Annotated in this window: 12 protein-coding genes; 8 read left to right on the forward strand and 4 right to left on the reverse strand. The window is 70.3% G+C overall.

Going from position 1 to position 13,059, the window contains the following annotated elements; translation table 11 throughout:
• Nucleotides 1-102: 102 nt before the first annotated feature.
• Nucleotides 103-1,341 (forward strand): arginine deiminase, encoded by a 1,239-nt coding sequence (locus CIK81_RS07065; protein WP_114355567.1) that lies wholly within the window; start codon nt 103-105, stop codon nt 1,339-1,341.
• Between the two features lie 26 nt (nt 1,342-1,367).
• Here CIK81_RS07065 and CIK81_RS07070 read toward each other — a convergent pair whose 3' ends face one another.
• The gene (locus tag CIK81_RS07070) at nt 1,368-1,940 is read right to left on the reverse strand and encodes a GNAT family N-acetyltransferase (RefSeq protein WP_096166306.1); all 573 of its coding nucleotides are present in this window, start codon (nt 1,938-1,940) and stop codon (nt 1,368-1,370) included.
• 222 nt (nt 1,941-2,162) lie between these two features.
• On the opposite strand from CIK81_RS07070, the gene gcvT reads away from it, so the two are divergent.
• The 6 genes from gcvT to CIK81_RS07100 all read left to right on the forward strand — a co-directional run bounded on the left by gcvT (nt 2,163) and on the right by CIK81_RS07100 (nt 9,511).
• Entirely contained in the window at nt 2,163-3,308 is a 1,146-nt protein-coding gene (gene gcvT / locus CIK81_RS07075) for a glycine cleavage system aminomethyltransferase GcvT (protein WP_114328465.1), read from the forward strand.
• 58 nt (nt 3,309-3,366) lie between these two features.
• Nucleotides 3,367-3,738, forward strand: a complete 372-nt coding sequence (gene gcvH, locus CIK81_RS07080; protein ID WP_096166308.1) for a glycine cleavage system protein GcvH — start codon at nt 3,367-3,369, stop codon at nt 3,736-3,738.
• 94 nt (nt 3,739-3,832) lie between these two features.
• Nucleotides 3,833-6,838 (forward strand): aminomethyl-transferring glycine dehydrogenase, encoded by a 3,006-nt coding sequence (gcvP, locus tag CIK81_RS07085; protein WP_096196930.1) that lies wholly within the window; start codon nt 3,833-3,835, stop codon nt 6,836-6,838.
• Between the two features lie 154 nt (nt 6,839-6,992).
• A complete protein-coding gene (locus CIK81_RS07090) occupies nt 6,993-8,204 on the forward strand; it encodes a cobalamin-independent methionine synthase II family protein (RefSeq protein WP_114355568.1) in 1,212 nt (403 codons plus the stop codon).
• 223 nt (nt 8,205-8,427) lie between these two features.
• The gene (locus tag CIK81_RS07095; protein WP_096166311.1) at nt 8,428-9,174 is read left to right on the forward strand and encodes a gamma-glutamyl-gamma-aminobutyrate hydrolase family protein; all 747 of its coding nucleotides are present in this window, start codon (nt 8,428-8,430) and stop codon (nt 9,172-9,174) included.
• Between the two features lie 70 nt (nt 9,175-9,244).
• Nucleotides 9,245-9,511, forward strand: coding sequence for a hypothetical protein (locus tag CIK81_RS07100; RefSeq protein ID WP_241964058.1), 267 nt, complete (start codon nt 9,245-9,247; stop codon nt 9,509-9,511).
• Nucleotides 9,512-9,663: 152 nt separating this feature from the next.
• Here the strand turns inward: CIK81_RS07100 and deoD are convergent, their stop codons facing one another.
• A complete protein-coding gene (gene deoD / locus CIK81_RS07105; RefSeq protein WP_096166312.1) occupies nt 9,664-10,389 on the reverse strand; it encodes a purine-nucleoside phosphorylase in 726 nt (241 codons plus the stop codon).
• 114 nt (nt 10,390-10,503) lie between these two features.
• Here deoD and CIK81_RS07110 point away from each other — a divergent pair, with 114 nt between their 5' ends.
• A complete protein-coding gene (locus tag CIK81_RS07110; RefSeq protein WP_096166313.1) occupies nt 10,504-11,838 on the forward strand; it encodes an MFS transporter in 1,335 nt (444 codons plus the stop codon).
• 106 nt (nt 11,839-11,944) lie between these two features.
• Here the strand turns inward: CIK81_RS07110 and CIK81_RS07115 are convergent, their stop codons facing one another.
• Together CIK81_RS07115 and CIK81_RS07120 are read right to left on the reverse strand one after the other, a co-directional pair.
• Nucleotides 11,945-12,580 (reverse strand): L-threonylcarbamoyladenylate synthase, encoded by a 636-nt coding sequence (locus CIK81_RS07115; protein WP_114305352.1) that lies wholly within the window; start codon nt 12,578-12,580, stop codon nt 11,945-11,947.
• A 90-nt stretch (nt 12,581-12,670) separates the two neighbouring features.
• Nucleotides 12,671-13,036 carry a DUF952 domain-containing protein gene (locus tag CIK81_RS07120; protein WP_096166315.1) on the reverse strand — a complete coding sequence of 122 codons (366 nt, stop codon included), beginning with the start codon at nt 13,034-13,036 and terminating at the stop codon, nt 12,671-12,673.
• Nucleotides 13,037-13,059: the final 23 nt, after the last annotated feature.

Below are 13,059 nucleotides of genomic sequence, written 5' to 3' on the forward strand. Positions count from 1 at the left end.
CAGCGGTGGACGTGGATACCACCAGCGTAGTCATGACGGCGCTGCGGTGGCGGAGGGTCCTGCTAGCGTGCTCGCATCCGATGACTCGATGAGGAGATCTTGATGACAGAACGCGCGGAGTCGGCCTCGCCCACCGGCGTGCACGACGAGATCTCTCCTCTGCGTCGGGTGATCGCGCACCGTCCTGGACCCGAGCTCGAACGGCTCACGCCGGACAGCCGGGAGGAGCTCCTCTTCGATGAAGTGCTCTGGCGAGGCCGGGCCGAGGCGCAGCATCGCGAGTTCACCAGCCTTCTCGAGGCCGACGGGGTCGAGGTGCTCGAGCTCACCCGTCTGCTCACGGACCTGCTCGATCTGCCCGAGCCGCGTGCTCGGCTGCTCGAGGGAGCGCTCGATCCCACGGTGCTCGGCGACATCGCCGTGCAGGACCTCTCCGAGGCTCTCGCAGAGCTGTCCGCCTCCGAGGTGGGAAGGGTGCTGATCGCGGGCATCACGGTCGCGGAGCTGCGCGCGCTCGGAGTGCGCCCGCGCTCGCTGTCCCTGCAGAACGCGCGGGAGGACCATCTGATCCTGGACCCGCTGCCCAACCATCTGTTCACGCGGGACACCTCGGCGTGGATCGGAGACATGGTCTCGGTCAGTCCGATGCGCCTTCCCGCCCGACGCCGCGAGAGCCTCCATCTCGAGGCGATCTACCGACACCATCCCCTGTTCTCGGGAACCGCGGCGCCACGGAGGATCCTGGGGCCGGAGGGAGCCGGCGCTGCCACCGTCGAGGGCGGCGACGTGATGATGCTGTCTCCGCGCGTGGTGGCCGTCGGCCTGTCCGAGCGCACCAGCGCCGTCGGAGTGGAGCGGCTCGCCGCCGATCTCCTGGAGGACGGGACCGTGGAGCGCGTCATCGCGGTCGCTCTGCCCCACCAGCGCTCGATGATGCACCTGGACACGGTCACGACGGTGGTCGATGAGGAGTCGATGCTGCGCTACGGGCCGCTGGGGGTGCTGGAGACGTTCGAGATCGAGCGCACCGGGGACCGCCTGCACTCCCGGGCTCGGCCGGCCGACGAGATGGACCAGGTCCTCGCCCGCGGGATGGGCGTCGACTCCCTGCGGGTGCTCACCGCTCCTCTGGACGCGTATGCCGCGGCGCGCGAGCAGTGGGACGACTCCTGCAATGTGCTCGCCCTCGCCCCGGGCCGGGTGGTGGCGTACGAGCGGGCCGCGTCCACCAACGACTACCTGCGGTCACAGGGCGTGGAGGTCCTCGAGTTCTCCGGGGACGAGCTGGGTCGCGGCCGCGGCGGGCCGCGCTGCATGAGCTGTCCTGTCGCGAGGGGCTGAGACCTCCGCAGGACCGAGCGAGGAGGTCAGCGCCGCGTGGGCGGGGGAGGGTCCGCCTCGGTCTGGAGGCTCTGCGCCTGCGCCGGCAGCGGCTCGGCGAGCGGACGCTCCATCAGCAGCTGCTGCGTGCCGAACTCCTCGAGGCCTTTGCGCACCGTGAAGCCGAGCTTGCGCAGCAGGGCGACGCTGCGCTTGTTGCGGGTCTGGCTGATCGCGATGACGTGGTCGTCCTCGAGCGCGTGACGTGCCCAGGTGAGCAGGGCGATGCAGGACTCGGCGGCGTACCCCTGACCGGTCCATTCCGGCAGCAGCGCATAGGAGAGCTGGAGCTCTCCGCGGTCGTAGTCCAGCGTGATCGACCCGATCATCGTGTCGTCCTCGGGATGCGCCAGAGCCCAACGACCCCAGGTCAGCCCCAGCGGTGAGAGCTCGAGCGCCTGCCGGGAGGCGTAGTCCACGGAGCCCCCCAGGTACTCCCGGGTGACGGGATCGGTCAGGAGACGGATCATCGCCTCGCGGTCGGCGTCCCCTGGCGGGCGGATCACCAGGCGAGGCGTGGGGATCCGGACCGGCCAGTCGCTCGTGCCTTCCTTTGTCACGGGGCCACCGTACTAGGTACTCCCCTCCCGACAGACGTTCTTCGCGTCGAGAGCCCGGAGCGGACGGAGAGGCCCCGTCCGTGCGGTGAGTGCGCGGACCGGACGGTATGGTGAGGCCCGCGGCACATCGATGTGCCGCCCCCGTCGGCCCCTGGCAGGTGCCGTGCGACGCGGTTGATGCGGAGAGGGCGGTGACCCCGCCCCGTGACGAGAAGGAGCACCATGGTCGAGCAGTCCCTGCGCAGCACAGCGCTGGAGGCCGTCCACGAGTCGCTCGGAGCGACCTTCACCGATTTCGCGGGCTGGCGGATGCCGGTCCGCTACGACTCGGATCTCGCCGAGCACGCCGCTGTCCGTGAGCGCGCCGGACTCTTCGACCTCAGCCACATGGGAGAGATCCACCTGCGGGGGCCGGAAGCGGCCGCAGCCCTCGACCATGCCCTGGCCGGCAAGCTCTCCGCCGTCTCCGTGGGGCGCGCGAAGTACTCGCTGCTGCTGACCGAGGACGCCGGCGTGATCGATGACGTCATCACCTATCGACTGGCCGACGACCACTTCCTGGTGGTCGCCAACGCCTCCAATGCCGACGCGGACGCTGAAGCGCTCGCTTCCCGCTCGGCCGGCTTCGACGTCGAGGTGGAGGATTCCTCCGATGGCACGTCCCTGCTCGCCGTGCAGGGACCGCTCAGCGAGGAGATCCTCCTGCGCCTGCTCGCCGCCGGGAGCGTCGACGAGGGCGAGGGTGTCGTGGGGATCGGTGCCGAGGACATCACCGCCATGAAGAACTACCGCTTCCTCACGGGCACCTATCGCGGCCAGGACCTCCTGGTGGCCCGTACGGGCTACACCGGGGAGGACGGCTTCGAGCTGTACGTCCCCGACGCCACCGCCGTCGAGCTGTGGACGCAGCTGACCGAGGTCGGCGGGGAGGACCTCACCCCGTGCGGTCTCGCCTGCCGCGACACCCTCCGCCTCGAAGCGGGAATGCCGCTGTACGGCCACGAGCTGGGTGCCGACCTGCACCCGTCGCAGTCCGGCCTGGGCCGGCTCCCGGCGCTGACGTCCAAGCAGGATTTCGTGGGCCGCTCCGCGTTCGAGAGCGCCGAGGTCGACGACCTCCCGGTGCTGGTGGGCCTGGTCGCCGAGGGCCGACGCGCTGCCCGTGCCGGGTCGGTGGTCCGCGGGCCCGACGGCTCCGAGGTGGGCTCCGTGAGCTCGGGCGCCCTGTCTCCTACGCTCGGCCACCCCATCGCCATGGCCTTCGTGCGGCCAGAGCTCACCGACGTCGGCACCGAGCTCGTGGTCGACGTGCGCGGCAAGGACCTGCCCGTACGGGTCGTCGCGCTGCCGTTCTACTCCCGTTCCTGATCCTCCCGAACTGTCTCCGCTCGATCCCTCTGTCATCCCTCCAGGAAGGACCCATCCCATGACCGCAGAGCTCCTCTACAGCAAGGACCACGAGTGGGTGCGCGTCGAGTCCGACGGCGTGGCCGTCATCGGCGTCACCGACTACGCGGCCGAGCAGCTCGGTGACGTCGTCTACGTCGATCTGCCCGAGACCGGGGCCGAGCTGAGCGCCGGCTCCGAGATGGGCGAGATCGAGTCCACCAAGTCCGTCTCCGATCTGTTCTCCCCGATCGACGGCACCGTCACCGAGATCAATCAGGCCGTCGTCGACTCCCCGGAGCTCGTGAACTCCGCTCCGTTCGAGGACGGCTGGCTGCTCAGGGCCAGCTTCGAGTCCCTCCCCGAAGACCTGCTCGACGCGGCGGGGTACCAGGCCTTCACCGCGTCCTGACCTCTGCCGCGGCGGCTGCGCCCCGCAGCGCGGCCGCCACGGCGGCAGGACCCACGCATCCACCGAGAACCGCGACATCCAGGGGTAATCCTCCATGACCGTTTCGTCCGAGCACGGCACGCACTCCGCAGATCCCGCGGGCGTCGCCGATCCTCTCGACTCCCTCGAGTCCCTCGCCTCGTCAGCCTCGTTCGTCCGCCGTCACGTCGGCACCGACTCCGATTCCCAGCGCCACATGCTCGAGGTCCTCGGATACGAGAACCTGGACGAGATGCTGCAGGCCGCGGTGCCCGGCACGATCCTGCTGGACCGGGAGGCGGACGCCGCGCGGTCCTCCGTGCCCGCCGGCATCGACGAACCCGCCGCGCTCGCCGAGCTGCGGGGCCTCGCGGACCGCAACGTCGTGCGCCGCTCCCTGATCGGCCTCGGTTACCACGGCACGCACACTCCCGCGGTGATCCAGCGCAACGTGCTGGAGAACCCTGCCTGGTACACCGCGTACACCCCGTACCAGCCCGAGATCTCCCAGGGCCGGCTCGAGGCGCTGCTGACCTTCCAGACGATGATCTGCGACCTCACCGGGATGGACGTCTCCAACGCCTCCACCTTGGACGAGGCCACGTCCGCGGCCGAGGCGCTCATGCTCGCCCGCCGCACCGCCAAGCGCAACGGCGACGTGTTCCTCGTGGACGCGGACGCGCTGCCCTCGACCAAGGACGTGCTGCAGGGCCGTGCCGCCGGGCTCGGCATCGAGCTGCGCGAGGTCGACTTCGCGACCGAGGGCGTTCCCGAGGGACCGTACTTCGGGGCGCTCGTCCAGTACCCCGGGGCATCGGGCCGGGTCTGGGACCCGAGCGAGGTCATCGCGGAGATCAGGTCGACCAAGGCGGTCGCGATCGTCGCCGCGGATCTGCTCGCGCTGACCCTGCTCGCCTCCCCGGGATCGCTCGGGGCCGATGTCACCGTGGGCACCTCGCAGCGCTTCGGCATCCCGCTGGGCTTCGGCGGTCCCCACGCCGGCTTCGTCGCCGTGCGCAAGGGCCTGGAGCGCCAGCTGCCGGGACGCTTGGTCGGGGTCTCGGTCGATGCCGACGGCAATACCGCCTACCGTCTCTCGCTGCAGACCCGCGAGCAGCACATCCGTCGGGAGAAGGCCACCAGCTCGATCACCACGGCGCAGGTGCTGCTGGCGGTGATGGCCGCGATGTACGCCGTCTACCACGGCCCCGAGGGGCTCACCCGGATCGGGCGCCGGGTCGCGGACCGCACCGCGACCCTGGCCGATCTGCTCGTGCGCAGCGGATTCGAGCTGACGCACGAGTCGTTCTTCGACACGATCGAGGTGAGGGCCACCGGCCTCGCCCAGGACATCGCGACGGCGGCTGCGGAAGGCGGGTTCCTCGTCCATGTCGCCGGTGACGACATCGTCCACCTCTCGCTCGACGAGACCATCACGTCGTCCGACCTGGACGCGATCGTGGCGATCTTCGCGCCCTTCGCGCCGGAGCCGGGCCAGGAGCTCGTCGCCACGGACTCCGGGCGGGGCTGGGAGGAGCTGGTGCGGCAGGACGCGTTCCTGCGCCATCCCGTGTTCTCGTCGTTCCATTCCGAGACCGCGATGATGCGCTACCTGCGGCGCCTCTCGGACCGTGACTTCGCGCTGGACCGCGGCATGATCCCGCTGGGCTCGTGCACCATGAAGCTCAACGCGGCCACCGAGATGGCTGGGATCACCTGGGCCGGCTTCAATGCGATCCATCCGTTCGCCCCGCCCGAGGACGTGCCCGGGTACCTCGAGCTCATCACCCAGCTGGAGACCTGGCTCGCGGATCTCACCGGTTACGACACCGTGTCCCTGCAGCCCAACGCCGGCTCCCAGGGAGAGTTCTCCGGCCTGCTCGCGATCCGCGCCTATCACGCCTCGCGCGGGGAAGCCGGTCGCGACGTGTGCCTGGTGCCGAGCTCGGCGCATGGCACGAACGCCGCCAGCGCCGTCAACGCCGGGCTGCGGGTCGTGGTCGTGGGATCCGATGCCGGGGGGAACATCGACCTCGAGGATCTGAAGCAGAAGATCAAGGACCACGGCGACGAGCTCGCGGCCCTCATGATCACCTACCCCTCCACGCATGGCGTGTACGAGGAGGAGGTGCGCACCGTGTGCCAGCTAGTGCACGACGCGGGCGGCCAGGTCTACGTCGATGGCGCGAATCTCAACGCGCTGCTCGAGGTGGCGCGCCCGGGTGAGTTCGGCGGCGACGTCTCCCACCTGAACCTGCACAAGACCTTCTGCATTCCGCATGGCGGCGGCGGCCCGGGCGTCGGCCCGGTCGCGGCGAAGGCCCATCTGGCGCCCTTCCTGCCCGGCCACCCCGAGATGCAGCAGAGCGAGCATCCGGTGACGGGTCAGGGGGTGCAGATCCATAGCGGGCCCCCGGTCTCGCAGGCTCCCTACGGCTCCGCGTCGATCCTGCCGATCTCCTGGACCTATGTGCGTCTCATGGGGCCCGAGGGGCTGCGGCACGCGACCGCCTCGGCGGTGCTCGCGGCCAATTACATGGCGCGCCGACTCTCCGAGGCCTATGAGGTGCTGTACACGGGGGAGAGCGGGCTCGTGGCCCACGAGTGCATCGTGGACCTGCGACCGCTGACGGCTCGCACCGGCATCACGGTCGACGACGTCGCCAAGCGCCTGATCGACTACGGCTTCCACGCCCCGACCATGTCGTTCCCCGTCGCCGGCACCCTGATGATCGAGCCGACGGAATCCGAGGACCTCGCGGAGATCGACCGCTTCGTCGAGGCGATGCTGATGATCGCGAAGGAGGCCGACGAGGTGGCCGACGGCACCTGGCCGGTCGACGACAACCCGCTGGTGGGCGCCCCGCACACCGCGGCGTCGATCGCGACGGGGGAGTGGACCCACCCCTACTCCCGCGAGGTCGCGGTCTACCCGGGGAGCTGGACCGCACCGGAGGACCTCACCACCCACGACAGCGCGCAGATGCGGATCCAGTCGAAGTACTGGCCGCCGGTGCGCCGTATCGATCAGGCCTTCGGTGACCGGAACCTGGTGCCCACCTGGCCGTCCGACGAGCCGTGAGCGGCGGTCGCCGCAGCCGCGACCGGCGCCGGGAAGGACCCGGTGCGTGAGAGCGGCACGGCTCGTGAGTGTGATCGTCACATGACGGCGGTCCTGTGAACTCCTGTGACGCCCCGGTTTCCGACCGGGGCGTCATTGCTCCTAGCCTCGGATCATGACCGAGATCCTCACCACCCATGCCGGCTCCCTCCCTCGCAGCCCGGAGCTGATCGACGCCAACGCCGCCCGCCCGGTCGGCGCGGACGGGCTGACCCCCGAGCCCACCGACGAGTTCCGCGAGGTCCTGCGGCAGGCGGTCGCCGACGTCGTCGCCAAGCAGCGCTCGATCGGCATCTCGATCCCCAACGACGGCGAGTACGGGCACCTGATGGGCTCGGCCGTGAACTACGGCTCCTGGTGGTCGTACATCTTCGATCGCGTCAGCGGCCTGAAGCTCACCGGGGACGACCACTTCTCCAGCGAACCCGTGCGCTCGAGCCCCGGGAACGTGCGCCTGACGACGTTCCCGGACCGCCGCGACTGGACGACGTTCGCCGATGCCTACCAGGACCCCACCTCCGGCATCACCGTCGGCACCCAGGTGACGTTCCCGGCGGCCACCGGCGAGATCGCCTACTCCGAGGCCGGTCGCGAGCTGGGCCAGCAGGACATCGCCAACTTCCGTGCGGCCCTGGACGCCTCCGGGTACGAGCGCGGGTACCTCGCTGCCCTGTCCCCGGGATCCGGCAGCCGCATCGTCGATGATCACTACGGCGACGAGGACGCCTTCCTCGACGCCTGGGTCGAGGTGATGCGCCCGGAGTACGAGGCGATCGCCGCCGCCGGCCTCATCGTGCAGATCGATGACCCGTCGATCGCGGAGAACTGGGACCAGATCAACCCCGAGCCCAGCGTCGAGGACTACCTCGCCTTCACCCGCAAGCGGGTCGACGCCGTCAACCGCGCCCTGGTGAATGTCCCCACCGAGCAGACCCGCTTCCATCTGTGCTGGGGTTCCTGGCACGGACCGCACACCACCGACATCGAGTTCCGCCACATCGCCCCGCTGCTGCTGGAGATCGACGCGAAGTACTACAGCTTCGAGGCCGCCAACGTGCGCCACGAGCACGAGTGGACGGTGTGGGAGCAGCTCGAGCTGCCCGAGGACAAGGTCATCGTGCCCGGGATCGTCTCCCACGCGACGAACGTCGTCGAGCACCCGGAGCTGGTCGCGCAGCGTCTCGAGCGCTTCGCCCGGATCGTGGGACCGGATCGCGTGATCGGCTCGACCGACTGCGGCCTCGGCGGGCGCATCCACCCGCAGATCGCCTGGGCGAAGCTCGAGTCCCTCGTGCAGGGTGCCGAGATCGCCTCGAAGCGCCTCTGAGGCGTAGCGCCTTCGAGGACTGCAGGCGGCGGAGAGCGGCCGCGGCGGAACGGGCGCGAGGCCCTCTCCGAGTGGGCTGCACGATGACGGCACGGTGACTCCACCTGGAGTCACCGTGCCTTTGTCATATTCGGCCACACAGCTCGCTCGCCACCCTCGGCGCGCGGTCGAATAGTCATGTCGTCGACACGGCGGCTCGGATCTTTGCGGAAAGGACTACATCATGGCGCAGCGCACCACCCGTCGCCCGCTCATCGGCGTGACCGCGGGGACCCGGGCCATGATGTCCGGCGCCTGGGCGGGCCACGACGCCGTCGTCGTCACCGAGCACTACGTGCGCGCGATCCGCGACGCCGGCGCCCGGCCCGTGATCATCGCCCCGCAGGATGAATGGACCGATGAGGAGATCGCCGAGCTCGACGGGCTCGTGCTCACCGGCGGCACCGACCTGGACCCGGCCACCTGGGGCGAGAGCGCCCTGGTCACCGACATGACCCCGGACCCCGAGCGCGACGCCTTCGAGACCGCGCTCTATCGCGGCGCCCGGCGCACCGGGGTCCCCGTCCTCGGCATCTGCCGCGGCCTGCAGATCATCGTGATCGCCGAGGGCGGCGAGCTCCACCGCCACCTTCCCGTCGACGTCCCGAGCCATCCCGCCACCGGGGAGCGGCCCACACGCGTCGAGGTCGGCATCGAGGCCGCGAGCGACCTCGCCGTCGCGCTCGGCACCCGCGCCGAGGTCACGGCCTTCCATCACCAGGGAGTGCGGGCCGTCGCCGGGGATCTGCGCGTCGTCGCGCGTCACGACAGCGGGCTGCCGCTGGCGGTCGAGGCGGCCTCCGGATCGACCGTGCTCGCGGTGCAGTGGCACCCCGAGATCGACGGAGCCGACGGGGCGCAGGTCTTCGAGAGCCTGCTCACGGCGATCGAGCACCGCGCCGCGACGGCATCCGGCCCGGCATTGGTCTAAGATGGGGCCGACCGCGCGTGCCCTGCGTCGCGCGGAGCAGACGGGTGACGCAGACGGGTGACATGGAGGAATGACCACGATGACCAACCACGAGGCGGCCCACGCCCACGAGGCGGAGCAGATCGCCGATGCCGCTGAGCGGCAGCCCGGCAATCAGACGTCAAACGGCAACAACCTTGTGCTCAGCATCGTGCTGTTCCTCGTGCTGTTCGTCCTGTTCGCCGCCGGGCTCTGGACGATGAGCCTGTTCACCACGGTGACGTTCGTCGTCGGTCTGGCGATGTGCATGGTCGCGCTGTTCGGCACCTTCGACCTGGTGCCGCGCCTGCTGACCTGAGCACCCGAGAACTTCGACGAGGGCCCGGCCACCATCTGGTGGCTGGGCCCTCGCATGTCCGGAGAGCTGCAGGTCCGCAGAGCCGCATATCCGGAGAGCCGCAGGCTCCGGGCGCCGGCTCCGAGAGCCGACGCCTCAGAAGCCCTGAGGTCTCACGCGCTGTGTTGCTGATCCAGCCGGACCAGAGCGTCCAGAGCCACCACGATCATGTCCTCGAAGGTCTCCTGGCGCTCCTGGGCGCTCGTCTCCTCACCGGTGAGCAGATGGTCCGAGACGGTGCACAGGGCGAGCGCACGGCGCGAGAACTGGGCGGCCAGGGTGTAGAGCGCAGCAGCCTCCATCTCGACGCCGAGCACCCCGTAGCGGGCCAGGGTCGCCGTGATGGTGGGGTCGGGGCTGTAGAACTGATCGGCGGAGTAGAGCCCGCCCGGCACGACGGGCAGCAGCTTCTCCTCCGCCACGTCCGCCGCGAGCCGCAGCAGCTCGAAGTCTGCTGCCGGAGCGTAGGAGACGCGCCCGAACCGGGCGGCGTTCATCGCGGAATCGGTCGAGGCGGAGACGCCGAGCACGACGTCGCGCACGGCGACCTTCTCGGAGAGTGCGCCGCAGGTCCCCACGCGCACGATCGCCTGGACGTCGAAGTCGTCGAAGAGCTCCTGGGCGTAGATGGCCATCGAGGGCTGGCCCATCCCGGAGCCCTGGGCGGAGACGCGCACGCCGCCGTAGGTGCCGGTGTAGCCGAGCATCCCGCGCACGTCGTTGTACTGGACGGGATCCTCGAAGAAGGTCTCGGCGATCCAGCGCGCCCGGTAGGGGTCTCCGGGCATGAGGACGTAGGGAGCGATCTGGCCGGGTGAGGCACCGATGTGTGTCGACATGGCGCCAGAGTACGACGGGCGCAGGTGCGAGGGAGTCCCGGCGCCGACGTGTCGAGGGAGGATCGAGGAGGGCCGTGCAGCGGTTGGTTTCACGGTCGGGCTGAGGGACAATAGGTGATCGTGAACGTTCACCACTCGCGCGGGTCCGCCGTGCCCGCCGCAGTGCCCCGCGATGCCCGGCATGCCCGGTGGGCGGTCTCCCTGCTGTTCTTCCTCAACGGCTCCTCGTTCTGCGCGATCCTGCCGCGCTATCCGGAACTCGTGGAGAGCATCGGCCTGAGCAACACGGCCTTCGGCCTCGCCGTCGGCATCGGGCCCATCGGCGGCCTGGTGGCAGGGCTCGGCGCGGCGATCCTCATGCGCCGCTTCGGCTCCGCGCGCGTCAGTGTGGTCGCGCAGATCGCTGCGTCGACCACGCACCTCGCCGTCTACCTCTCCGGGTCCTGGCTCTGGCTCGCCGTCTCCCTGATGCTGGCCATGGCCGCGGATTCCCTCACCGACATCTCGATGAACGCCCACGGCATGCGGGTCGAACGGCGCTACCGGCGCTCGATCATGAACAGCTACCACGGGTGGTGGTCCCTCGGAGCGGTCGCGGGCGGGCTGCTGGGCTCGGCCTGCGCTCAGCTCGGCGTGCCGCTGTGGCTGCAGGGCATCGTCGGCCTGATCGGCTTCGGTGCCCTGGCTGCCTACTGCCTGGGCAGGATGCTGCCGGGACACGATGCCACCGAGCGCACATCCACAGCCTCCCCGTCGGCCGCCTCCGGTGCTGAGGTCCTCGCGGAGCTGGCACCGACCGGGTTCCGCATCGCCGGGATGAGCCTGCGTGCGCTGGGCCTGGTCAGCGCGCTGGGCATGATCCTCGTGTTCGCCGGCTCCACAGAGGATGCCGGCAGCACCTGGGGTGCTCTGTTCATGAGGTCGACCTTCGACGCCACGCCCTTCCTCGCGGGCATGGCCTTCGTGGCCCTGCAGGGCGCACAGACCTTCGGGCGCTTCACCGGGGACTATGTCGTGGATCGCCTGGGGGATCGCAGGACCGCGCGGCTGGGCGCGCTGGTCGCCGTCCTCGGGATGAGCCTGGCCCTGCTGCTGCCCAGCCCCGGCACGGCGCTGATCGGCTTCGCGGCCGCGGGCTGGGGCGTGGCGACGCTGTTCCCCGCGGCCTATCGCGCCGCGGACGACATGCCGGGCGTGCCCCACGGCGTGGGGATCACCGTGGTGGGCTGGTTCGCGCGTCTGGGCTTCTTCGTGACCCCGCCGGTGGTCGGGGCGCTGTCCGACGCCCTCACGCTGCGGTATGCGCTGTGGATGGTGCCCCTGTACGCGGTGGGCATCTTCGCGTTCTCCGGTGTGCTGAGCGCGCACTCGCGACGGGCCGACGACGCGGACCCCGTCGGCTCTGCCGGACCCGCCGACCCCGCGCGCCCCGACGACACGAACGCCTGAACTGCGTCGAGCCAGGCGCCCACCACGTGGCGCTCACTACGTCGAGCCCATGACGTCGAGCCGCAGGCGCCCGGAGCGGAGCGGTCACCGGCCGGTCGTGCGCCCGTCAGAAGCGCGTGATGTCGCCGGCGCCCTCGCGGGCGATGACGAGGTCCCCCTCGGAGAGGTCCACGACCGTGGTCGGCTCGAGGCCCACCTCGCCGGAATCGATGATCACGTCGACCTGGTCGCCGAGCAGGTCCTGGACCACCCAGCCCTCCAAGGGCGGGTCCTCCTGGCCCGGCAGCAGCAGTGTCGAGGAGACGATCGGCTCGCCGAGCGCCTCGACCAGTGCATGGGCGACGCGATGGTCGGGGATGCGCACGCCGACGGTGTGCTTCTTGGGGTGCGCCATCCGCCGGGGCACCTCCTTGGTGGCCGGCAGGATGAAGGTGTACGGGCCGGGGGTCGAGTTCTTCACCAGGCGGAAGGTCGGATTCGAGACGATCACGAACTGGCTTAGCTGGGCGAAGTCGGCGCAGACCAGCGTGAAGTGGTGGTTCTTGCCCACCTGGCGGATGCGCCGGATCCGCTCGAGGCTCTCCGTCGCTCCCAGGGAGCAGCCCAGGGCGTAGCAGGAGTCGGTGGGGTAGGCGATGAGGCCGCCGTCCTTGAGCACGGCGACGGCCTGGTCGACGAGACGCTGCTGCGGATCGACCGGATGGATGTCGAGGTATCGCGCGGAGGCGGAGGATCTGGCCATGCTCGATGCTACGTCGACGGCTCCGGGAACTCCACGATGCTCGTCGGGTGCGGGTGCGGGTGCGGGTGCGGGTGCGGGTGCGGGTGCGGTTCAGGCGACGACGACGAACTCGCGGCCGATCCACTTCGTGCGGCGCAGGCGCAGCACGCAGCTGACCGGCAGCGGGCCCTTGATGTGCGGGTAGCCGCGGCCCTTGCCCTCGTCGTCGGCCTCGATGTCGACCGCGATGCCGGCCGCCTCGACGCGCGCGACGTCGATCTCGAGGATCACGAGGTTCGACGGACGATCGGGGTAGACACGTTTGGCGACCATCGAGACCTGCTCGGGCCAGGAAGCGTGGAGGTAGCCGATCTCGGAGAGGTCCCGGCCGCGGGTGGCCTGGGTGTAGGAACCCGTCCGGACGGCCGCCTCCCAGGCGGGCAGTTCGGTGATGTGCCAGATCAGGGGCGCGGGCATGACCGGCAGTGTACCGTGACCGG

Source organism: Brachybacterium sp. JB7 (genome assembly GCF_003335205.1).
Classification (GTDB): domain Bacteria; phylum Actinomycetota; class Actinomycetes; order Actinomycetales; family Dermabacteraceae; genus Brachybacterium; species Brachybacterium alimentarium.

Bases quoted from the DNA above. Each gene is read 5' to 3' on its own strand.
- CIK81_RS07095 (WP_096166311.1), top strand. From the start codon at position 8,428: ATGGCGCAGCGCACCACCCGTCGCCCGCTCATCGGCGTGACCGCGGGG.
- gcvT (WP_114328465.1), top strand. From the start codon at position 2,163: ATGGTCGAGCAGTCCCTGCGCAGCACAGCGCTGGAGGCCGTCCACGAG.
- deoD (WP_096166312.1), bottom strand. From the start codon at position 10,389: ATGTCGACACACATCGGTGCCTCACCCGGCCAGATCGCTCCCTACGTC.
- gcvP (WP_096196930.1), top strand. From the start codon at position 3,833: ATGACCGTTTCGTCCGAGCACGGCACGCACTCCGCAGATCCCGCGGGC.
- CIK81_RS07100 (WP_241964058.1), top strand. From the start codon at position 9,245: ATGACCACGATGACCAACCACGAGGCGGCCCACGCCCACGAGGCGGAG.
- CIK81_RS07090 (WP_114355568.1), top strand. From the start codon at position 6,993: ATGACCGAGATCCTCACCACCCATGCCGGCTCCCTCCCTCGCAGCCCG.
- CIK81_RS07115 (WP_114305352.1), bottom strand. From the start codon at position 12,580: ATGGCCAGATCCTCCGCCTCCGCGCGATACCTCGACATCCATCCGGTC.
- CIK81_RS07065 (WP_114355567.1), top strand. From the start codon at position 103: ATGACAGAACGCGCGGAGTCGGCCTCGCCCACCGGCGTGCACGACGAG.
- gcvH (WP_096166308.1), top strand. From the start codon at position 3,367: ATGACCGCAGAGCTCCTCTACAGCAAGGACCACGAGTGGGTGCGCGTC.
- CIK81_RS07120 (WP_096166315.1), bottom strand. From the start codon at position 13,036: ATGCCCGCGCCCCTGATCTGGCACATCACCGAACTGCCCGCCTGGGAG.